20 protein-coding genes are annotated in these 20,220 nt (G+C 66.1%); 10 read left to right on the top strand and 10 right to left on the bottom strand.

Features of this window, described 5'->3' with window-relative positions; translation table 11 throughout:
- Positions 1-4: 4 nt before the first annotated feature.
- Positions 5-568 carry a cyclic nucleotide-binding domain-containing protein gene (locus QA649_RS33580; protein ID WP_283020974.1) on the top strand — a complete coding sequence of 188 codons (564 nt, stop codon included), beginning with the start codon at positions 5-7 and terminating at the stop codon, positions 566-568.
- Between the two features lie 190 nt (positions 569-758).
- Positions 759-935, top strand: coding sequence for a hypothetical protein (locus QA649_RS33575; RefSeq protein ID WP_283020973.1), 177 nt, complete (start codon positions 759-761; stop codon positions 933-935).
- On the opposite strand, the gene QA649_RS33570 is transcribed toward QA649_RS33575, so the two are convergent.
- Positions 932-1,195: a tetratricopeptide repeat protein gene (locus QA649_RS33570; RefSeq protein WP_283026160.1), complete on the bottom strand. Its 264-nt coding sequence runs from the start codon at positions 1,193-1,195 to the stop codon at positions 932-934. The genes QA649_RS33575 and QA649_RS33570 overlap by 4 nt on opposite strands.
- 367 nt (positions 1,196-1,562) lie before the next feature.
- On the opposite strand from QA649_RS33570, the gene QA649_RS33565 reads away from it, so the two are divergent.
- Complete coding sequence (locus tag QA649_RS33565) at positions 1,563-2,747, top strand: MFS transporter (RefSeq protein WP_283020972.1); 1,185 nt, start codon at positions 1,563-1,565, stop codon at positions 2,745-2,747.
- On the opposite strand, the gene QA649_RS33560 is transcribed toward QA649_RS33565, so the two are convergent.
- The 6 genes from QA649_RS33560 to QA649_RS33535 all read right to left on the bottom strand — a co-directional run bounded on the left by QA649_RS33560 (position 2,744) and on the right by QA649_RS33535 (position 9,409).
- On the bottom strand, positions 2,744-3,424 hold the full coding sequence (locus tag QA649_RS33560; RefSeq protein WP_283020971.1) for an SDR family oxidoreductase: 681 nt from the start codon (positions 3,422-3,424) through the stop codon (positions 2,744-2,746). The two genes, QA649_RS33565 and QA649_RS33560, sit on opposite strands and share 4 nt — an antisense overlap.
- Positions 3,425-3,428: 4 nt before the next feature.
- The gene (locus QA649_RS33555; protein WP_283020970.1) at positions 3,429-4,643 is read right to left on the bottom strand and encodes an exo-alpha-sialidase; all 1,215 of its coding nucleotides are present in this window, start codon (positions 4,641-4,643) and stop codon (positions 3,429-3,431) included.
- Positions 4,640-6,073 (bottom strand): sodium:solute symporter family protein, encoded by a 1,434-nt coding sequence (locus QA649_RS33550; RefSeq protein ID WP_283020969.1) that lies wholly within the window; start codon positions 6,071-6,073, stop codon positions 4,640-4,642. Before QA649_RS33550 ends, QA649_RS33555 begins: the two co-directional genes overlap by 4 nt.
- A gap of 248 nt (positions 6,074-6,321) precedes the next feature.
- Positions 6,322-7,572 carry a multidrug effflux MFS transporter gene (locus QA649_RS33545; RefSeq protein ID WP_283020968.1) on the bottom strand — a complete coding sequence of 417 codons (1,251 nt, stop codon included), beginning with the start codon at positions 7,570-7,572 and terminating at the stop codon, positions 6,322-6,324.
- Positions 7,573-7,675: 103 nt separating this feature from the next.
- On the bottom strand, positions 7,676-9,028 hold the full coding sequence (locus tag QA649_RS33540; protein WP_283020967.1) for a nucleotide disphospho-sugar-binding domain-containing protein: 1,353 nt from the start codon (positions 9,026-9,028) through the stop codon (positions 7,676-7,678).
- A gap of 186 nt (positions 9,029-9,214) precedes the next feature.
- On the bottom strand, positions 9,215-9,409 hold the full coding sequence (locus tag QA649_RS33535) for a hypothetical protein (RefSeq protein ID WP_283020966.1): 195 nt from the start codon (positions 9,407-9,409) through the stop codon (positions 9,215-9,217).
- Between QA649_RS33535 and QA649_RS33530 the strand changes: the two genes are divergently transcribed.
- The 7 genes from QA649_RS33530 to QA649_RS33500 all read left to right on the top strand — a co-directional run bounded on the left by QA649_RS33530 (position 9,408) and on the right by QA649_RS33500 (position 16,416).
- The gene (locus QA649_RS33530) at positions 9,408-10,358 is read left to right on the top strand and encodes a c-type cytochrome (RefSeq protein WP_283020965.1); all 951 of its coding nucleotides are present in this window, start codon (positions 9,408-9,410) and stop codon (positions 10,356-10,358) included. The genes QA649_RS33535 and QA649_RS33530 overlap by 2 nt on opposite strands.
- A gap of 430 nt (positions 10,359-10,788) precedes the next feature.
- Positions 10,789-11,514: a response regulator gene (locus QA649_RS33525; protein WP_018645170.1), complete on the top strand. Its 726-nt coding sequence runs from the start codon at positions 10,789-10,791 to the stop codon at positions 11,512-11,514.
- A gap of 185 nt (positions 11,515-11,699) precedes the next feature.
- Positions 11,700-12,320, top strand: a complete 621-nt coding sequence (locus tag QA649_RS33520; RefSeq protein WP_283020964.1) for a DUF1127 domain-containing protein — start codon at positions 11,700-11,702, stop codon at positions 12,318-12,320.
- The gene (locus QA649_RS33515; RefSeq protein WP_158646955.1) at positions 12,310-12,477 is read left to right on the top strand and encodes a hypothetical protein; all 168 of its coding nucleotides are present in this window, start codon (positions 12,310-12,312) and stop codon (positions 12,475-12,477) included. The genes QA649_RS33520 and QA649_RS33515 overlap by 11 nt, the downstream gene beginning before the upstream one ends.
- 42 nt (positions 12,478-12,519) lie before the next feature.
- Positions 12,520-13,503: a cytochrome c peroxidase gene (locus QA649_RS33510; protein ID WP_283020963.1), complete on the top strand. Its 984-nt coding sequence runs from the start codon at positions 12,520-12,522 to the stop codon at positions 13,501-13,503.
- Positions 13,500-16,001, top strand: a complete 2,502-nt coding sequence (locus QA649_RS33505; protein ID WP_283020962.1) for a two-component system VirA-like sensor kinase — start codon at positions 13,500-13,502, stop codon at positions 15,999-16,001. The genes QA649_RS33510 and QA649_RS33505 overlap by 4 nt, the downstream gene beginning before the upstream one ends.
- A gap of 124 nt (positions 16,002-16,125) precedes the next feature.
- Complete coding sequence (locus QA649_RS33500; RefSeq protein ID WP_283020961.1) at positions 16,126-16,416, top strand: hypothetical protein; 291 nt, start codon at positions 16,126-16,128, stop codon at positions 16,414-16,416.
- 44 nt (positions 16,417-16,460) lie between these two features.
- On the opposite strand, the gene QA649_RS33495 is transcribed toward QA649_RS33500, so the two are convergent.
- From QA649_RS33495 to QA649_RS33485, 3 genes are all read right to left on the bottom strand, one after another.
- Complete coding sequence (locus QA649_RS33495; protein WP_283020960.1) at positions 16,461-17,609, bottom strand: amidohydrolase; 1,149 nt, start codon at positions 17,607-17,609, stop codon at positions 16,461-16,463.
- Between the two features lie 179 nt (positions 17,610-17,788).
- On the bottom strand, positions 17,789-18,877 hold the full coding sequence (locus QA649_RS33490) for a mandelate racemase/muconate lactonizing enzyme family protein (protein WP_283020959.1): 1,089 nt from the start codon (positions 18,875-18,877) through the stop codon (positions 17,789-17,791).
- Between the two features lie 123 nt (positions 18,878-19,000).
- The gene (locus QA649_RS33485; RefSeq protein ID WP_283020958.1) at positions 19,001-20,194 is read right to left on the bottom strand and encodes a M20/M25/M40 family metallo-hydrolase; all 1,194 of its coding nucleotides are present in this window, start codon (positions 20,192-20,194) and stop codon (positions 19,001-19,003) included.
- Between the last annotated feature and the right edge of the window lie 26 nt (positions 20,195-20,220).

The following is a 20,220-nucleotide window of genomic DNA, read 5'->3' as shown; positions in this document are numbered from 1 at the left end:
GATCATGCGCAAGGTCCTTTTCATCTTCGGCGTGCTGAACGATTCCGACATCGACTGGATGGCCCGCTCCGGCGCCCGCCGGAGCATCAGGCAACAGGAGGTGCTGATCCAGGAAGGCGTGGCAACCGATGCGATCGTCCTGGTGCTGCAGGGGCGCATGGCCGTCAGCGTCGCCGGGGCCGGCGAGATCGCCCAGGTCGGCGCGGGCGACTTCGTCGGCGAGATGTCGCTGGTTGATTCAGCGCTACCGTCCGCGACCGTGGCGGCAAAGGTCGACTCGGTCGCGCTGTTCCTGGACAAGCAGATGCTGCTGCGCAAGCTCGCGGCCGACAACGCCTTCGCCAGCCGCTTTTATCGCGCGCTCGCCATCCTGCTGTCGGACCGCCTGCGTGCCACCGAGCGCCGGATGGCCTACGGTGAGCAGGACAGCGGTCTCGGTGACGAGACGACGCGTTTGAAGGACGAGCTTGATCCTGCGGTACTCGACCAGGTGTCGATCGCGGGGGAGAGATTTGACCGTCTGCTCAAGATTGTCGAGCACGTCGCGGTGAAGGACGCCAGATACTGAGGTCGAAGGCTGCGCTTTTTCGACATTTCCTCTTGCCGACGACGAAATACGACATCTGCCGTATCGCCCGCCAATGAAGCCGGCGGTACCTTTCACGCTCAAGCGCATGAGCCGAAGGGCAATGTCGAGAAACCGTTTTCCCGCGCGCTTGGTATCCATATGCAGCTAAGAACTGAAGCGGAGATTGAGAATGACCAATAAGCAGGACACGAATTCCAAGGCGCAAGCCGAAGCTCTCGAGAGCGGCAAGGACGCCGCTCACAAGCAAGCCTCCCAAATCTCGATGTCTGAAAAGGATGCACTCAGCGACAGCTCCCTGGACGACGTGTCGGGCGGTCGCGTGCCTGCCAGAAACGACGGCGGCTAGAAAGGATGCCGTCGCCGATGGCGCGCTGGACGACGTGTCGGGCGGCCTTTGGCCGATCTGATCCATGTGAGCGCGTCCCGCCAATGTCCCCAATAGACCAGGATGTTGGCAAAGGCGGCGGCGACGTCGGCATCGTTCGGGTTGAGCGCCAGAGCCCGCTTGAAGTGGGTTTCGGCTTCCTGGTCACGGTTTTGCAGGAAAAGAAGCTGGGCGAAGACGCCGTGCGACCAGGCATCGTTCTCATCGAGATCGAGCGCGATCTCGATCTCGCGACGCGCATCATCCAGCGAAGGCGCGGCGGGTGATTCCAGAAACGCGGCGCAGACGATCGTCTAGGCGATATTGGCGTGAGCGCGGGCATAGGCTGGATCGAGCCCCACGGCTTTTGTGAAGCAATCTCTCGCCTCATCCATGCTTGCTACGGTCAGCTGACGCCATCGCTCGTTCCCCAACAGGACGAGATCATAGGCCGTGATGTTCGAGGTCTGTTTGCCTCTTGCGATCTCGCGGCCCGCGTCCTCGACGCGGCCGGGCAGCGCCGAGACGATCCTGCCGACGATTTCGTCCTTCCGCTTGAACCAGAATATCCCGCCGACGACTTAATTGAGGGCATCGGAGCGATCCCAAATGCGAAGCCGCTGGACCATCCTTGCTGCTCTGTTCGTCGCTCGTGCCACCATTGCCTTTCAGTTCCAGAGCGTCGCCGCCGTCGCGCCGCAGCTCAGCCAGAGCCTGAGCGCGAGCCTGGCCGATATCGGCGTTCTGATCGGACTCTATTTTGCGCCGGGCACCGCGCTTGCCCTGCCTGGCGGCGCGATCGGCCGCCGCTATGGCGACAAGGCGACGGTCCTCGCCGGACTCCTGATGATGCTGGCCGGCGAACTGCTGATGACCACGTCAGCGTCATGGAGCGTGCAGATCGCGGGCCGGCTGATCGCCGGCATCGGCGGTGTTCTCCTGAACGTTCTCATGACCAAGATGGTCGCGGACTGGTTTGCCGGCCGGGAAATCGCCACCGCGATGGCCATTTTCATCAACTCCTGGCCGGCCGGCATCGCGCTCTCTCTGATGCTTCTGCCAGCCATTGGCACCGCGCTCGGGCTCCATGCCGTCAATCTTGCCGTCGCAGGGGTGATCCTGATCGGGCTCTGCGTCATCGCCTTGGTCTATCGCGCGCCTGATGCGGCCGCCGCGGTGGACGGCGAGCGCGGCAGCCTCAGCGCCGAGACGATCTGCGCCGTGATTGCCGCCGGCTTGATCTGGTGCCTCTACAATATCGGCTTTGCGATGATCTTCAGTTTCGGCCCCTCGATGCTTGTCGAGCAGGGCTGGTCCGGTGCCGCAGCCGGATCGACCGTCAGTATCGTGCTCTGGCTCGCCGCCCTTTCGGTTCCGCTCGGCGGCTTCCTCGCCGATCGGACCAGGCGCGGCGAAGCCATCCTCGTGACAGGCTGCATCGCCTTCGCCGTCCTGACGCTTCTTCTGTCGCGAAGTGGCATGGTACTTCCCATCATCGTTGCGCTTGGAATCCTCTGCGGCCTGCCTGCCGGGCCGATCATGAGCCTGCCAGCGCGCGTGCTCGACCAGACAATGCGACCGATCGGAATGGGACTATTCTACACGGTCTTCTACGCCGGCATGCTGGCCGGACCGGCGATCGGCGGCAAGCTCTCGACGTCGTTCGGCTCCGCGAGCGCCGCGCTCGACTTCGGCGCCGCAGCGCTCCTGGCGTGTCCCGTCGTGCTGTGGCTCTTCCGCCGTATCGTTGCCGGCCGCTATCGTCCGGCCGGGAGCGTTCGAGCTCCCACTTAGAGCGAGCTGCCGCCGCAGATGACGAGCTGCTGTCCGGTGATGGCGGCCGCTTCCGTCGAGAGCAGGAAGGCGACGGCGCTAGCGACCTCCTCCGGGCGGATGAAGCGGCCGATCGGCGGCAGTCTTGGCGCGACATTGGCGCGCGAGGGATCCTTCAGCATCGGCGTCTCGGTTGCGGCGGGGGCGACGACGTTGACCGTGATGCCGCGAGGCGCGAGCTCGAGCGCCCAGGACCGCGCCAGCGCGACCAGCGCCGCCTTGGTCGCGGCATATTGCCCGCGGCCCGCCGCGCCCGATGCGGTGCGGCTGCCGATGAAGACGATGCGTCCGCCGTCCGGCAGGCGCGGCGCCAGCGCGTTGGCGAGGCGCTCGGCGACGTCGACATGCAGCCGCCACATTGCCGCGCCGTCGTCATGGTCGAGAGATCCGAGCGGGCCGGCCTTGAGCAGCCCCGCGGCATGAACCAGCGCGGTCGGGGCAAAGCCTGCAACAGCGTCGGCAATGCTGCCGACATCATCGAGGTCGAGCGACAAATGATCGAACGCCGGATGGTCGAACGTCGCAAGGCGGCGGCTGATCCCGGTGACCCGCCAGTCGTCGCGCAGCAACTGCTCGACGATCGCTGCACCAATCCCCGAGCTTGCGCCCGTCACCAGCGCGTGAGGCCTCTGGTCCATGACCTCAGCCCCGTGCGGCGCGCGTCACCCATGGTTCGGTCACGCGGACATATTTGATGGCGCGGCGATGGAAGGTGAAGGCCATGTGGAGCGCGCCGTCGGCGGTCTGTTTGACGGACGGGTAGGACAGCTCGCGATTGGTCTGGTCGCGCGAATTGTTGGTCATGCAATAGCCGTCGCCGGTCTCGACATCGCGCCTGGTCCAGCTCCGTCCGCCATCGGCGGAGACCGCCAGCGTCATCGGCGCCCGCGGCGCGCCCCAGAACGCGGTGCGTCCGTCTGCCTTGCTGCCGTCGCCGGCGAGCACCGGCGGCAGGTCGTCCTCGATCTCGTCGTACAGCGAAAGGCGGCGCCCGGTCGCGTCCTTGGCGCTGGAATCGTTGAAGACGAGCGCGAGATGCCCGTTGTCGAGCCGCGTGAGCTGGATCGAGGAGTTGTTGTTGGGAAGCACGGTCGGCGTTGGCGCCGACCAGGTGCGGCCGTGATCGGAGGACCTGCTCTGGTAGATGTTGTCCGCCCAGCGGCTGCGGAACAGGGCCAGCAGCGAGCCGTCGTCGAGCCGCGCGATGCTCATATGCACGCAGCCGCGGCTGCCGGGCACGTCGACATCGCGCCAGGTCTTGCCGGCATCCGACGAGATCTTCACCGCGCTGGTGTCCTCGTCGCCGTTCCATTTCCGGCCCGGCGTGCTGTGACAGTAGAACACAGGGAGCAGCCAGTCGCCATTGTCGAGCACCACGATCGGCTGGCGGATGAAGGTGCCGCGGCCGTGATGCTCGGGAAACAGCGTCTCGATCGGGCCCCAGCTCTTGCCATGGTCGCGGGAGAGGCGGCGGCGGATCAGGGCGGTGTCCTGGTTGCCCGCGAGCTGCGCCGTCCACATCAGCCACAGCGTGCCGTCGGGGGCGGGAAACAGCAAAGGGTTCTGCTCCGAGCGTCCCGCATCGTCCGACAGCTTTTCAGCCCGAGACCATTGCGTGGCGCCGCGGGGCAGGCGTGAAAAATAGACCGAGATGTCCGACATGCCCTCCTGCGTGCCGCCGAACCAGACGCAGGCCAGATCGCCGTTTGCAAGCGGCATCAGATTGGCGGCGTGGTTCTGCACGCAAGGCGAGGGGATGAAGGCGTCGAACCGGTCGGGATCGCCGGCGGCCTGGCGAAGGATGCCGTCGGCGGCGATCTCGATGTCGGAGCTCACGATCTCGGTCGCGACGATCATGTCGAAGTCCTTTCCACGAATGCATTGGGTTGCGCCGGCTGCGACGCCGCGGGACTGGGAGCGCGGCCCAGCACCATGCGCTCGATCGCCATCACCACCAGCGGCGTTGCGGCCGCGATGTACATGTTGTCGATGCCGAAGGGGTTGCCGAGCATGTACCAGACCGTGGTCGAGACCGCCGCGCCGATCAGGCCGGCGGTGGCGCCGCGGTTGCTGGCAAACAGCGGCAGGTAGAAGCCCATCATCGCCACGATGGTGATCGACAGCCGCAGCGCGCGCGTGAAGAACGACAGTTTCAGGATCTCCGGAATGAAGAACACGAACACCAGCGGCACGATGCCGATCACCACCGAGAACACGCGCGTCATCTTCAATTCGCGCTCCGGCGTCGGCTTCCAATAGGGGACGTAGAAGTCGCGCACCACCAGCGAGGCGATCGCGAGCGCGACGGTGCAGACGCTGACGAAGATCGAAGCGACCAGCGAGGTCGTCACGAAGGCGGAAGCGAGCGGCGGCATCTTCTCCAAAAACACCGGCAGCGCGTAGAGGCTGTTCATGTCGGGGTAGAGATATTTCGCGGCGACCCCGATCAGGGCTAGCAGGAAGCCGAGCGGCAGGCAGAACGCCGCCGCATAGAACGTCGCCTTGCGGGCGTCGTCCGCGCTCGGGGTCGAGGAGATCGCCTGCACGATGAACTGCGTCGAGAAGATCGCGCCGACCGTGCCGAAGGTCCAGGCGAAGATGGTCGTGAAGCCGATCTTGCCGTCCCAGGTGAAGTAATAGGCCGGCAGCTTGGCCTGGATCGGCGCGATGCCGCCGGTCAGCGACATCGCGACCGCGAAGATGATGAGGATGCCGACGACCTTGAAGGCGCTGTGCAGGATCGTCACCCAGGCGACGCCCTTCAAGCCGCCGAACACGTAGTAGAAGGTCGAGACCACCGCGATGATGCACATCGCGACCGGCAGGCTGACATGCAGCGCGGTGGCGATCGCGGCCGCGCCGCTGACGTAATTGCCGACGTTCACCAGCAGCAGCGCGTAGATCATGATCACGGACACCGTGAGCATGGTCGACTTGCCGTATTTCTGCGCGATCGCCGCCGAGATGGTGTATTCGCCGGAATTGTAGAGCTTCTTCACCATCAACAGGCCGAACAGCAGGAAGCCTATCGAGGCGCCGAGCACGGCCCACCCCGCCGCCATGCCCGACTGGAACGCTTCCTGCGCCGTGCCGACCGTCGACTTGGCGCCGACGAATTCAGACATCATCAGCACGCCGACGACCACGGCCGGCATGGCGCGGGCGGCGGTCATGAACTGGTCGCTCGTCCGGCTGCGCAGCTTGAGCGTGAGCCAGGATGTGAATGCGATGTAGACGACGATCATCGCGACGATGAGCGTGCTGTCGCCATTGAGGATGGCTTGCATCGGTGATGTTTCCTCGGTGACGCGGATGCGGTGTTGTGAGCCCGCCTTGCGCAGATTTGTGTTGTTCGGAATGCGAACAATTGTTCTATGTGTTCATTAGACCTGCGCGGACGCGATGCGTCAAGCGCACGGGCTGGGCACGGCGGCGGATGCGCCCCTTGGGGGTGCATTGCCGCAGCATGTTCAAAGGGTTGCAGAGCGCAGACCAGGGACCTGCCATAGCGGGTGTGCGCCGCCAGTCGAACGGCTCAGGAGTGGGTCGGGCTCCGGATTGCCGCGCCGGCCTCGATCGTCCGCGATTGCAGGCGACGGTCGGCGGGACGCGCGACCAGAAGATAAAGACCCAGGGCGAGGAGCGACGACGCAGCCATGACCGTCGTCATCGACAGCGCGGTCCGTCCGTCGAAGCGCGCCGCCACCAGTCCGCTCGATAGGGCACCTGCGATCAGTTGAATGCTCCCGGCCGCCGCGCTGACGGCGCCGGCGATGTCGGGGAGGTGCTGCATCGTCGCGCTCATCACGTTCGGCACGCTCAGTCCGAAGCCGAGGGCCACCGCCATCAGCAGCACGACGACGAAGGCCGTCGGCATCCAGCCGGCCATCGTCATCGCGAGCAGGGCGACGCTGGCCCCCGACGACAGCGTCAGCCCGGTCGCGAGCATGTGGTGCGAGGATATCCCGCGCCGGCCGAGCTGGCCGTCGAGGAAGGCGCCGCCCATCACGGAGGCCGAGCAGGCACTGAAGATCAGTCCGTATTGCGCGGGCGAGAGCCCGACGGCGCCGACGAAGAACAGCGAGGCGCCGGTGACATAGGCAAACACCGTCGCGCCGCCCGCGGCGCCCACCAGGATATAGGCGAACGACACCGGATGGGTCAGCACCCGGCGGTAGCTGTCGGTCACGGCGGACCGAACGAGGCGCGCGGAAGGTGCGAGCGTCGCGGTCTCGGCGAAGCGAAACATCACCACCACCAGCAGCATGAAGCCGATAGCGGCCTGGGTCGCATAAATCGATCGCCAGCCGGCCGCCGCCAGCAGGGCGGCGCCGGCCGTCGGCGCGATCACGGTCGCGACGTTGACCGCGACCATGACGTTGGCGATCTTGCCGCGCGCGGCGTTGCCGTCGGACAGATCGCGAATGATGGCAAAGGTCATAGCCGTCGCGGCAGCGCCGATCCCCTGGAAGAAGCGGCACACCAACAGAAGCGGCAGCGAGGTGGCAAGCGCGCAACTGATGCTGGCGGCGACGAACAATGCGAGTCCGAATGCCAGGACCGGCTTGCGGCCGAGGCGGTCGGAGACCGGTCCGTAGATCAGCGGCGCCGTCGCGAGGCTGAGCATGAAGGCGCTCATCGTCAGCCCGACCTCCGAGGCGCTCGTGCCCAGCGTGGCGCCGGTGGCTGCCAGTGCCGGCAGATTGATGTCGATGCCGGAATACGGCATGGCCGCGAGAGTGCCGAGCAGCACCGTGAATGCAAAGGTATCTGGTTCGATCCGCATGGACGACGATCCCAAGGCAACGATCCGAAGACGTGTGGCGAAGTTTCACGAGGCAATGGAGCGCGGTCGCGCCGCGCTCCATCATTCCCTCGAACGGCAGCGATCAGGCGCGCCGGCCGGCACGCCGCCCCTGGCTCGCAGCGGTCGCGCGCAGGCGTGAGACCTCGGTCTCGTCGGTCACGAGCTCGCCAATGATCCGGACGATCTCCGCGCGCGTATCGATCTCGGCGAATTCGTCCGCGATCTGCGTCGCGCGCCGCTGATACCGCGGCTGGTCGAGCACCGCCCGCACCGCATTGCGTATGGCTTCGGGCGTCGGCTCGTTGGTCCCGAGGTCGATGCCGACGCCGGACCATGCGACCCGCGCGTTGACGTCGGCCTTGTCCTCGGTCAATCCCGCTGTGACCAGCGGGATGCCGAAGCTCATGGCCTGGTTGACGCTGCCATAGCCGCCATTGGTGACGAGCACGTCGACGTTCGGCAGCAGCCATTCGAACGGCAGATAGCGGGCGAGACGCGCGTTCGATGGGACCTTGCCGGGGATGGCGTTGACCGGACGGCCGCCTGCGGTCGCGATCACCAGGATGTCGGGCTCGTCGGCAAGCGCTGCCAGCGTCGGGGCGACCAGCAGGTTGAAATTGTGGTTGGCCACCGTTCCCTGCGTCACCAGGACGACCTTGCGCGAACCGTCGAGATCCTCGGCCCATGGCGGCGGAGGGACCTGGTTGGCAATGATCGGCGGCGTGCCGACGAAATGCACGGACGACGGGATCTCGCGGGGAAATTCGAAGCTCGGCACGGACAATTGCAGATAGGCATCGGCAAGCGCGACCACCGAATGGAACAGCGGCATCGATATCGGCCCGACGCCGAGGGTCTTCAGGGCCCGGTTCAGCCGCAGCGACACCGGTTGATCGACGGCCGCATCGAACTCCCGTGCCTTCGCAGCATATTGATCGCGCTGCTCGATGGTCTGTGCCGGCGGCAGGCCGAGGAAATTCGGCGCGCCGTCCTCGCGCGCCCAGTGCAGGAACGAGGTTCCGCAGAGCGCGATCGGCGGCCGCTGCGAGCGTGGTCCGAGCAGCATCGGCAGCACGCCGAACAGCATGTCGTCGCCGACGATGATGTCGGCGGGAAATTGTCGTAGCGCCTGCAGCAGGCCCTCGTGCTGGGCGGGGACGGCGTCGACGAAAAAGCGCTCGCAGGCAATGCGGAACCACTCGAGTCCCGGCGGGATGGACTTGAGCTCGGGGACCAGGGCGAAGACGTCGTTCGGATCGAAATCCGCCCCCTCCGGAAGCGGAAAGAACTTGACGCCGCTGGCCTCGACGCGGGCACGAAAGGCGGTGCCCGTCATGAAGGCAACCTCGTGGCCTTCGGCGACGAGGACCTGCGTGATCGCCAGCATCGGATTGAGATGACCCGTCGCAGGCGTCGAAGCGATAAGAATCTTCATGGGAGATGACCTCTTGATGATCGATGCTCGGTCGCCAACAGGGCGGCCGGTCGATGAGCAGAGGCAATTGAAGGGATCGCCGTTACACCGAGGCTTCCGATGATCGCCGAATGGTTACGCCGGAAACGCATCGTGGCGCGGCCAAGGCCGGCGCCGAACGGCCGGGATGGTGCCGTCGCGCAAGCGTTACAGTTGTAACGCGAGCGGTCGCTCGTGAAACGGGGCGGTAATGCCGCGCTCGTAATCCGGCAAGGCGCCGTTTGGCGCGCCGCGGGCATTCAGCGGCGGTTTGAGTCGAAGTTGATTATCGACGGTCGGGATATCGCGCGAATTTGACCGCGCCGAATTCGTTGAGGCAGCATTTTTTGAGGAGAACGCCATGCAGAATATTGTCGCCCTGGCTGCAATGGTCGCTGTCGTTGTGCTCCTGGTCTGGTCGGGCGTTCGCGCCTGGCAGACGAAGAATTCTCTGTTGAAATGGTGCGGGGTGGTTCTGGCGGCACTGCCGGCCATTGCGCTGTCCGGCGTGAGCACGCTGATGGCTGCCGGCATCGTCAGGCAGCACTCGCGTTCCGCGCCGGTCCCCTATCTCGAGGTCGAGGCGACACCGGAGCGGATTGCCCGCGGCAGGGCGGTCGCCGACAGCTTCTGCGCCGGATGTCACTCGAACAGCGGCGTGCTGTCGGGTGGCGGCGACGTCGGCAGGGACCTCCCGCTTCCCATCGGCTCCTTCGTGCCCGCGAATCTGACCCCTGCCGGAGCGCTGAAGCGTTGGTCCGACGGCCAGATCTTTCGCGCCATTCGCAATGGCGTCGATGCGCGCGGGCGATGGCTCGCGATCATGTCCTTCACCAATGCCGGCCGGCTCAGTGACGAGGACACCCATGCCGTGATCGCCTATATCCGCAGCCTGCCGGCGAGCGGCGTGCAGACGCCGGAGCCTCCGGATCGCTTCAGCCTGCTGGGTCTGGCAATGCTCGGCGCCGGACTGCTGCCGGATGCCAAGCCGGTGTTCACCGGTGTGATCATTGCGCCGCCGAAGGGGCCAACAGCTCGCTATGGCAGGTACCTGCTGTCCTATCAGGATTGCCGTGAATGTCACGGCAAGGATCTCGCGGGCGGCGTGCCCGGACAATTGCCGCCGCTCGGACCCGATCTCGGTGTCGTCAAGGACTGGAGCCAGGCGCAGTTCATCGCCACCATGCGCACGGGCGTCGATCCGAACGGACACCGGCTCGGCGAGCAGATGCCGTGGCGGCCGATCGGGCGGATGGACGACGACGAACTCGCTGCGATCTATCAGTATCTCGTGGGTCTGACCCGCTCCTGACGCATCCCGGCGAATGATCCGTGCGGCCGGTCTCGCCCGGCTGTACGTTCGCGGCTCATGTGCGCGCTGAACACGCGAGGGCATGGCAGCGCGGCTGCAGGCAACGCTGCGCCCGGCAAGATGCACGGGGGTCGAGCCGCCGTCAGCGACGCGGCCCGTCGTCAACGTCGAACAGTCCCTTCGTCACCGGCGAACAGTCATGCAGGCGCGGAGACTGGAATCGCTCAAAAGTAGCATTAGCTGGGATCACAATGCTTCACGTCTGCGATATCCAGCGCAGTTGGCCGCAGAAATACCGGCTTACAGCGTCATCAAGGCGTTATGGACGCCGTCGCGCACAGCGAGGTTTTGGCAGTCCCCTGTACTATTCGAGTGATTGCAAATCTTATGATGCGACTCTGTTGGTGACGACAGATTTTGAGAGAGAAGTATGCTTGCAGATGTTGGCCACATCGTCGTCGTCGACGACGATCCCACCTTGCGACAGATGGTGATCAGATATCTGGAGGAGCACAATGTCCCGACCAGGGCGGCGTCCAGCAGGTCTGAACTGAACCACTATCTCGAAGCCAGTCAGCCAAGCCTGATCATTCTCGATCTTCGCCTCGGTCAAGAGGACGGTCTGGATCTGCTGCGGGAAATCCGCTCGCATTCAGACGTGCCCGTCATCATCACGACCGGTCACCGCCCGGATGAGATCGACCGCATCGTCGGGCTCGAGCTCGGCGCCGACGACTACATCATCAAGCCGTTCTCGCTGCGGGAACTGCTGGCGCGTGTCCGGGCGGTGTTGCGGCGACAGGAGATGGGCCGCGCCGCGCGCGCCCGCGACCCCGAGCGCGGAGGCTACCGCTTCGGCGGATGGAAGCTGGAACGCCGCGGCCGCAAGCTCATCGATCCCAGCGAAGCGCCGGTCGCGCTCAGCAAGGGGGAGTATGCCCTGTTGCTGGCCTTCCTCGAGGCGCCGCAACGCCCGCTGACCCGCGAGCATCTGCTTCAGGCGACCCGTATCCATGAGGACATCTTCGATCGCAGCATCGACGTTCAGGTGCTGCGGCTGCGGCGCAAGCTGGAGGCCGATCCGAGTGCGCCGCGCGTCATCCAGACCGAGCGCGGCGTCGGCTATGTCTTCGCGGTTCCCGTAGAACCGTTCTAGGGCATGGTCCGGACCCGAAGGGTCGCGCCAGCGCAAAGGACGCAGCGGCTTTCCGAAGAGGTCATGCTCAGGCAGAAGCGCGGCGGCGGGATTGCAACTGTAACCCCTTTGCCGATGACGGTGATTTCGCTGTAACGCCCGCCTCGCAGATTGCCTCCCACGAACAGCGTGTGGGAGATTTTACGATGAAGACGCATTCTCGCAGTGTGATCCGTTCCGTTCCGCCGGCTGACGCGGAGCCCGGCGGGCAGGGGCGGGTTGCTTGGTCCGATGGCCGCGGCATGGCTCGTCTCGGTCCTGACCGTACCGCGAGGCTGGGCCACGCGGAGACCCGTTCGCCCCCGACGCTGCAAGCAGCGGCGCCGGGCTCGCAGGTCAGCCTGTTGCGGTCGGTGGCCTTTGCTTTCATGGAAGGGTTTGCCCTCTATGGCGCCGCGTTGCATCCGTCCGCGGCCATGCCGGTTCATGCGATCCTCGCAGCCCGGCGGGAGTGGGAGCCGTACCCGGAAGCCGACGAGCCGGCGACGCCGGTGCAGAACGGCGATGGCCGCGGAACCCTGAGCACCGGCAATGTCGTCAAGTTCGATCGCATCCTGCCGCTCGACGTGCAGCCGGAGCGGCGCTGGAGCTGGCTGGGCTCGGCCGGTGAAACGCTGACGGTTCTGCTGGCGCATTTGCGCCGGGAGCGCGAGATCAGGAGGGCCGTTGCGGCCTTGACGGAACTCGACGACCGGACACTGCGCGATCTCGGCATCCGCGGCCGGTCGGACGTCGAGCGGATGGTGAGGTACTGTCGTGATTGCTGACGTGGTCTACCTCGCCTTCGCCGGGCTGGGCGTGTGCCACGCTGCCTGCCGCTCGGTGATGTCGGACGGCTTCAAGGCCGGCATGTTCGGCCTGCGTCCACTCGTCTGGCGATGGCCACGTTCACGAAATCATCGCGCTTCCATCAAAAGCCGTTGAGCGGACGTCGTCGCTTCCGCTTCCACCCCCATATCACTGGCAGTGCGACTATTGACTGGATTTCGCGGAGCCGGGCCAGGCGCCGGCTATCGGGGCGGGGTGATCGCGATCTGCGCGGTGTTGCTGTGCTGCGTGGAAGTTACGCCCGCGCCGTCGCAGTCGCCGCCGGCACCGGTGCTCGACCGCGGCGAGCCGATCACGCCGATTCCGCCGGCGCCCGCCGTCGATCCGCTGAAGGCGGCGCTTGGCGAGAGGCTGTTCGGCGATCGCCGGCTCTCGCACGACAATTCCCGCTCCTGCCAATATTGCCACGATACCGCGACCAACGGCGCGAGCCAGAGGCGGCACGATGTTGATCTCGACGGGGTGGAGCTCGCGCTCAACACGCTCACCGTCTTCAATTCGACGCTCAGCTTTCGTTTCAGCTGGGAAGGAAAATTCCGCACCGTCGAGGCTGATATCAAGGCATCGCTGGAAAGCCGGCACACGATGGGCAGCAGCGCGGCGGAGATCTCCGCAAAGCTCGATGCCGATCCCGACATGCGCGATCGTTTCGTGGTGGCCTATGGTCGGCGTCCGGACAGCGGCGACGTCGTCGATGCGCTCGCAAGCTATCAGCGCACGCTGCTCACGCCGGGCGGCAGGTTCGATCGCTGGCTGGAGGGCGACGACGCAGCCTTGTCGGCCGAAGAACTGGACGGCTACCGCCTGTTCAAATCGCTGGGTTGCTCGGCCTGCCACCAGGGCGTCAACGTCGGCGGCAATCTGTTCGAGCGGCATGGCATATTCCACCCGCTGGCCTCGCCCGAGCCGAAAATCCTGCGCGTGCCGAGCCTGCGCAACGTCGCGACGACGGCCCCCTATTTTCATGACGGAAGCGCGCCGACGCTGGAGGACGCGGTTCGCAAGATGGCGCTGGCGCAGTTGAACGCAACGCTGACGGACCGGCAGGCCAGGGCGCTCGTCGCCTTCCTCAACAGTCTGACCGGGACCTATCGCGGTGCGCCTGTGGGTGGCTCGCCATGAAATCAGCTCCTGCCGTTGTCAGTGTCGCGTTCGTGCTCGCGCTTCTCACCTGGCTCTTGTTGAACGGGTTGAACGTCAATTCGGCGCGTTATGACAGCCAGCTGGAGGCGCTCGGGGATTTCACCCGGTTCGAACGCGGGATGACCAGGGAAGTCCTCACCGCGCGCGCCGGCCTGTCGCGCAATTACGACGCGCTGGTGCAGATGGTGAATGCCTATGACGATGCCTTGACGCGGCTGCGCGACACGGCGGGCCTCGACGCCGAGCAGACCAGGGCCATCGACGTCCTGTCGGCGCGTGCCGGCCGGCAGGAGAGCCTGATCGAGCGGTTCAAGAGCAGGAATGCATTGCTGCAGAACTCCTTTGCCTATTTCGGCCTGTTCAGCGACAAGCTGGCCGAATCGGACTCCCGGCCGCTGGTGACCGCCGCCTCCGCGCTGGCGGCCGCCATGCTGCGCCTGACGCTCGACACCTCGGACGCCGCTGCGCGCCAGGTCGAGGACCGGCTGGAAGAGCTGGCGCAATTGCAGCCGCCGCCGGTGGAGAAGGATTCGGTCCGGGCGCTGCTGACCCACGGACAGATGCTGCATGACCTGCTGCCCGATATCGACACCATCCTGAAGACGCTTGTCGCCGATTCCAACAACCGCGAGCAGGATGCCATGCTGGCGGTGATCCTGAAACGCCAGCACGCCGCGCGCGCCTCGGCGCGCAAGACGCGTTTGCTGCAATATATCACTTCGCTGCTGCTGCTCTCCGGCATCATCTATTTCGGCATGCTGCTCCGCAAACGGGCCATGACGCTGCGCCGCCGCGCCGCGTTCGAGCACGTGATCGCCAACATCTCGATGCTGTTCATCAATTCGAGCAGCGAGCGGATCGCCGCGGACGTCGAGATGGCGCTTCACCAGCTTGCCGGATGCATCGGCGCGGACCGTGCCTATTTCGTCTGCGAGGTCGGGGCGACGACGCACAGCTATCGGTGGTCCCGCGACGGCGTCGGGTTCGAACAGGGCTGGCCGCAACGGGTGCTGAGCCTCGCGTCGCGATCCGACGGCGGCGACGACGGCATCGTCTACATCCCCAAGGTGAGCGCATCGCATCCCCACGAGGCGATGAACCTGCTCGCCGAAGCCGGCGTGAGCGGCTGGCTCTGCATCATGTCGGCCCACAAGAGCCGCGATGGCATTCTCGGCTTCGACGCCCTGCATGGAGGCGCACTCAGATACTGGTCCGAGGTCTCGCTGTTTCGCATGGCTTTCGATGCGATTCGCAACGCGATCAGGCGGGCCCGGCTCGAGGGCGAGAAGGAGCGTCTCCAGGCGAGCCTGCAGCAGGCGCGCCGCATGGAGACCATCGGGACCTTTGCCAGCGGCATCGCCCACAACTTCAACAACATCGTCGGTGCAATTCTCGGCTACGCCGAAATGGCCGACGCGCGGATCCCGTCGGGAAGCCGGCCTGCCGCGAGCCTCGCCGAGATCCGCCGGGCCGGCGAGCGGGCGCGCGAGCTGGTCGAGCAGATTCTCAGCTTCGGCCGTCGCGGCGAGGGCCGGCGGGAGAGCGTGTGCGTCAAGACCCTGATCGACGAAACCGGGTCGCTGCTCGCCGCGTCGCTGCCTTCGTATGTCAGGCTCGAGGTGAGCGAGGTGGCCGAAGCGTCCGTCGTGACCGGGGAGCCGGCCCAATTGCAACAGGTGATCCTGAATCTCTGCAACAACGCGGCGCAGGCGATGAAGGAGCCCGGCCGCATCGAGCTCCGCATCAAGACATGCGATCTCGCAAATCCGCTGCCGGTCGGGCGCAGCGACGTCGGCCCTGGCCGCTTCGTCGTCATTTCGGTCACCGATCCAGGTCCCGGCATGGACGAGGCGACGCTGGAGCGGATCTTCGAGCCGTTCTTCACCACCCGCCCGGACGGCAACGGCCTTGGGCTCGCGACGGTGCGCGAGATCGTCGAGCAACATGGCGGCGCGATCGCGGTGCAGAGCCGGCCGGACGCCGGCACGCGCTTCGACGTCTGGCTGCCATCGGGCGAGCCTGACGAGCCGCAGCTGGCTCCGCACGGCTCCGATCCGGCGCTCCTTGGCGCCGGCGAAACCGTGCTCGTGATCGACACCGATCGCCGCCGCCTGTTGCGCTATGAGGAGATCCTCGCGGCGCTGGGTTATGAGCCCGTCGGCTTCACCAGGCTGGCGGAAGCCATCACCGCCTGCCGGGCCGCGCACGCCCGCTTCGACGCGGCGCTGGTGTGTCATCTGCCCGGAGGCTCCTCGCTCGATGTCGCGGCGGCGTTGCATGATGCCGCGCCGGCTCTGCCGATCATCCTGGCGGCGCCCTCGACGCGCGATCTGGCGATGCCCTCGCTCGAGACGTCGGGCATCACCGAGCTCGTTCATCATCCGCTGGTGTCGGCGGAGCTTGCCGGCGTGCTGGCGCGGAGCCTCGCCTCGCCCGCGACGGGAGGCAGATCGAGGCGCGCCGCCGGAGTTTCCTGAAGCATGATCCGCAGGCGGTTTCAGCCGTAACGCGATAGCGCCGCGGCGACATGGCCGGGTAGCCGGCATCTCCTATCCAGCACAGGCGCGGCTTCGCAAATGTCACCGCGATAGGAGAAGAATGATGTCGATCAGACTTGGTGTGACCATCGTCGCAGCTACGGTGTTGTTCTGGCCGGTTTCGAGCCTCAGGGCGGGAGAGGGCGCGCGCGCAGGCGCCCGCTCGACGATCGTTCCGCCCGGCAGTCTCGCCCCGACAAGGTTCGCGGACCTGTTCCGGCAAGCTCCCGTCGGACACCGGCAGCCGCGGCCCAGCGACTTGCTCGAGCCCGTGCAGGCGTTGCCCGTCGACGCCGAGCTGCGTCGTCTCGACGAGGAGATCGATCGCAAGCTGGTCATCTGTCGCGGCTGCTGACCGTGCCGGAGGGCGGCGAGCAACAGGCCCGCCGCCTCCGCAGACTAGTTCGCGCTCAGCGCCGTCTTGGCGACCTCGGCCATCCAGCTGGAGGCGACGGGAAGGATGGCGTCGTTGAAATCGTAGCGCGGGCCGTGCAGCTCGGCGCCGTCGCGCAATTCGCCGTTGCCGATCCAGACGAAGGCGCCGGGCCGATGCTTGAGGTAGAAGGCGAAGTCCTCGCCGGCCATGCTCGGTGCGAGGTCGCGCCTGACTTCGGCCCGCACCTTCTCCGCGGCGAGGCGCGCCAGATCGGCCTCGGCCGGACTGTTGACCACCACGCCGACGCCCATGACGATCTCGGGCGTGACCTTGACGCCGAAGCTCGTGGCAATGCCCGCGCAGGTCCGTTCGATCCCGCCGAGGATGACGTCCTTGATCTCCTCGCGATGAAACCGTAGCGTGCCGCGGATCACCACTTTGCCCGCGATCTGGTTCGGCGCGGTGCCGCCCTCGATCGTGCACAGCGAGAGCACCGCGGTGTCGAGCGGATCGACGCTGCGCGAGACGATCGATTGCAGCGCCACGATCAGGTGGCCTGCCGCCATCACCGGATCGCGCGTCAGATGCGGCATGCCGGCGTGTCCCGCATGGCCCTCGATGGTGATGGTGACGCGACCGCCGGAGGCCATGACGACGCCGTCATGGACCGCGATGCTGCCGGCCTGAAGGCCAGGCCAGTTGTGAAAGCCGAACACCCGGTCCATCGGAAAGCGCTCGAGCAGCCCGTCCGCGACCATCGTGCGCGCGCCGCCAAAACCTTCCTCGGCCGGCTGGAAGATGAAGTGGACCTTGCCGCTCCAGTCGGTATCGGCGGCGAGCAGGGCCGCCGCGCCGAGCAGCGAGGCGGTGTGCCCGTCATGGCCGCAGGCATGCATCACGCCCGGTGTCTTCGAGGCGTAGGGCAGCCCGGTGTCCTCGGTGATCGGCAGCGCATCCATGTCGGCGCGCAGACCGACGCGGCCCTGCGCCGACCCGCGCGTCAACGTCGCGACGATGCCGTGGCCGCCGACGCCTGCCTCGAAGGGAATGCCGAGCTCGGTGAGCTTGTCCTGCACGAAGGCGGCGGTCGCCTTCTCCTGGAGGGACAGTTCGGGGTGGGCATGCAGATGCCGGCGCCACGCGGTCAGTTTCTGGTGCAGCTCGGGTGTCAAGGCGGGGGATCTTTCGCTGGGAGGCCGGCTGCTGCCAGCATAGCGGAATATTGGGAGGCCGCATCAAGCGCCAGCGAATGCCTCGCGTGCAGCAATGCCGTTTGTCTTGGTGTCAGGTACGTGCGAGCTCCGCGCAAGGTGAGCTCCCTCTCCCACTTGCGGGAGGGGGAAGGCCCGCCCTACGCCGCCAGCTTCGCCAGCCCCTTCCAGTCGAAGCCGATGCCATGGCCCGGACGGTCCGGCGCCAGCGCCATGCCGTCCTGAAGCACCAAGGGATGCTCGATATATTTGTCGAGGCCAAAACCATGCGCCTCCAGATAGGAGCGGTTCGGGCAGGCCGCGAGCAGATGCAACGTGATGTCGTGCGCGCCGTGGCTGGTGACGGGCAGGTTGAACGCCTCCGCCAGCCGCGCGATCTTCATGAAGGCGGTGACGCCGCCGCAATTGGTGACGTCGGGCTCGGGATAGGACACCGCGCCCGCGACGATGTAGTTCTTGAACTCCCACAGCGAGCGCAAATTCTCGCCCGCCGCGATCGGCACGCCGCCGGCCTGCATGATGCGGGCATGGCCGGCGACGTCGTCGGGGATGATCGGCTCCTCCAGCCACGTCAGGTCGAAGGATGCGAAAGCGCGGGCGGCGCGGATCGCTTCCTCGACCGTCCATTTCATGTTGGCGTCCGCCATCAGCGGAAAGCCGTCGCCGAGATGCTGCCGCATCGCCGCGACGCGCGCCACGTCGGATTTCAGGTCGGGCCGACCGACCTTCATCTTGATGGCGCGAAACCCCTTGGCGAGATTGCCGTCGGTCTGCTTCAGGAGCGCCTCGACGGAGAGATCGAGGTCGATGCCGCCGGCATAGCACGGCACGCGCGCATCGAAGCCGCCGAGCAGGCGGAACAGCGGCTGCTTCGCGCGCTGCGCCTTCAAATCCCACAGCGCGATGTCGAGCGCCGAGAGCGCCAGCACGGCCGGTCCGCCGCGGCCGCCATAGTGCAGTCCCCACCAGACGTGATGCCAGATCGCTTCCGTGTCATCGGCTTCGCGCCCTTCGACCAGCGGCGGAATCTCGCGCGAGAGGATGTCGGCGGTCGCCCCGCCGTTGCGCCCGACCGTGTAGGTGTAGCCGACGCCCTCGGCGCCATCGGCATCGCGGATGCGGCAGGTGATCAGCTCGAACGCCGCGATCTCGCCATGCGTGGAGTCGGACAGCGTGACGGGCAGGGGGATCCGGTAGAGCGCGGATTCGATATTCGCGATGCGCGGCATGTAGCCTCCCTGTTTTTTCTTTTTGTAGGATGGGTAGAGCGAAGCGAAACCCATCATCTTCATCTACGCAAGTAGCGATGGGTTTCGCTAACGCTCTACCCATCCTACAAGCTGCTCACATTCTCATGGCATCGTTGCGACCTGGAGCGCCAGCGCGCACGCCCGGTCGTATTCGTCGAGATTGATCCATTCGTCGACCGTATGCGCCTCGTTCTGGCCGGCGCCGAAGGTGACGGTCGGAATGCCGTGGCGGACCATCCAGTTGGCGTCCAGGCCGCCATTGGCGGCGCGCACGTTCGGAGTGCCGCCCACGGCAGCCACCGCCTCGATCGCGCGTTTGACGACCGGCAGGTTCTCCTTCATGCGGAACGGATAATAGTCGGTCTCGGCCTTGAACTTGACCTTGCCGGACTTGCCCTGCGCGTTCGTCACCTTCTTGGCCGCCTTCTCGAACGCGGCCTTGTAGGCCTTGGTGATCTCCTTGAAGAATTTTCCGTCATGGCTGCGGCATTCGCCGCGCACATGGACGTAGTCGGTGACGACGTTGGTGGCATCGCCCGCGGGGCGGCCTTCGCCGCCGGTGACGGGACCGACATTGCTGGTGCCCTGCTGCTTGCCCTTCACCACCTTGCCGAACCAGCCGCCGGCTTTCACGTCCGCGAGAGCGAGGGCCATGATCATGGTCGAGGAGATGCCGCGCTCGGGCGCGACGCCCGCATGCGAGGCGCGGCCAAAGATCTCGACGGTCCAGCGGTCGGCGCCGACCGCCCCGATCACGACGTTGGAAGCCGAGCCGCCGTCATAGTTGAACGCCATCACCGGCGAGCCGAGCTCGTCCAGCTTGACGTGGCGCGCGCCATAGAGCCCGCTCTCCTCGCGCACGCAGAACAGCAGCGTGATCGGCGGATGGTCGAGCTTCTGCTTGGCAAGCTCTGCGGCCAGTGTCACCAGCACGCCGCAGCCGCAGCGATTGTCGCCGCCGAGCGCGGTCCTGGCCTCATTGACGATCTTGCGTCCGGATTTCTTGGGCTTGGCGCCGGCGCACAGCGGCACCGTGTCCATGTGGGTCATGAACATGATGCGTGGCTGGTTGTGCAGCGCGCCGCGGCCGGGCAGGTCGACGATGAGGTTGCCGGTCTCGGTCGGCACGGGAATGCGCGTATTGGCATCGTCGAGCCGGATCGCCTTTGCCGGCACGCCGGCCTGCTTCAGCGCGGCGGTGAGCTCGCGCCCGATCGCCGCCTCCTGTCCGGTGACACCCTCGACAGCGAGGAAGCGCATGAGACGATCGGTGGCGGCTTTGTGGTCGACAGGCATGGACTGGAATTCCCTTGATGCAGATA

The organism is Bradyrhizobium sp. CB1717, assembly GCF_029714325.1.
GTDB lineage: Bacteria > Pseudomonadota > Alphaproteobacteria > Rhizobiales > Xanthobacteraceae > Bradyrhizobium.
Note: the sequence above shows the minus strand (reverse complement) of the source record. Positions and strands in the feature narration are given on the sequence as shown.

What these genes read in the sequence shown, in the direction of transcription:
- QA649_RS33580 (WP_283020974.1), top strand. Translation starts at nt 5, where the DNA reads ATGCGCAAGGTCCTTTTCATCTTCGGCGTGCTGAACGATTCCGACATC.
- QA649_RS33575 (WP_283020973.1), top strand. Translation starts at nt 759, where the DNA reads ATGACCAATAAGCAGGACACGAATTCCAAGGCGCAAGCCGAAGCTCTC.
- QA649_RS33565 (WP_283020972.1), top strand. Translation starts at nt 1,563, where the DNA reads ATGCGAAGCCGCTGGACCATCCTTGCTGCTCTGTTCGTCGCTCGTGCC.
- QA649_RS33560 (WP_283020971.1), bottom strand. Translation starts at nt 3,424, where the DNA reads ATGGACCAGAGGCCTCACGCGCTGGTGACGGGCGCAAGCTCGGGGATT.
- QA649_RS33555 (WP_283020970.1), bottom strand. Translation starts at nt 4,643, where the DNA reads ATGATCGTCGCGACCGAGATCGTGAGCTCCGACATCGAGATCGCCGCC.
- QA649_RS33550 (WP_283020969.1), bottom strand. Translation starts at nt 6,073, where the DNA reads ATGCAAGCCATCCTCAATGGCGACAGCACGCTCATCGTCGCGATGATC.
- QA649_RS33545 (WP_283020968.1), bottom strand. Translation starts at nt 7,572, where the DNA reads ATGCGGATCGAACCAGATACCTTTGCATTCACGGTGCTGCTCGGCACT.
- QA649_RS33540 (WP_283020967.1), bottom strand. Translation starts at nt 9,028, where the DNA reads ATGAAGATTCTTATCGCTTCGACGCCTGCGACGGGTCATCTCAATCCG.
- QA649_RS33530 (WP_283020965.1), top strand. Translation starts at nt 9,408, where the DNA reads ATGCAGAATATTGTCGCCCTGGCTGCAATGGTCGCTGTCGTTGTGCTC.
- QA649_RS33535 (WP_283020966.1), bottom strand. Translation starts at nt 9,409, where the DNA reads ATGGCGTTCTCCTCAAAAAATGCTGCCTCAACGAATTCGGCGCGGTCA.
- QA649_RS33525 (WP_018645170.1), top strand. Translation starts at nt 10,789, where the DNA reads ATGCTTGCAGATGTTGGCCACATCGTCGTCGTCGACGACGATCCCACC.
- QA649_RS33520 (WP_283020964.1), top strand. Translation starts at nt 11,700, where the DNA reads ATGAAGACGCATTCTCGCAGTGTGATCCGTTCCGTTCCGCCGGCTGAC.
- QA649_RS33505 (WP_283020962.1), top strand. Translation starts at nt 13,500, where the DNA reads ATGAAATCAGCTCCTGCCGTTGTCAGTGTCGCGTTCGTGCTCGCGCTT.
- QA649_RS33500 (WP_283020961.1), top strand. Translation starts at nt 16,126, where the DNA reads ATGTCGATCAGACTTGGTGTGACCATCGTCGCAGCTACGGTGTTGTTC.
- QA649_RS33490 (WP_283020959.1), bottom strand. Translation starts at nt 18,877, where the DNA reads ATGCCGCGCATCGCGAATATCGAATCCGCGCTCTACCGGATCCCCCTG.
- QA649_RS33485 (WP_283020958.1), bottom strand. Translation starts at nt 20,194, where the DNA reads ATGCCTGTCGACCACAAAGCCGCCACCGATCGTCTCATGCGCTTCCTC.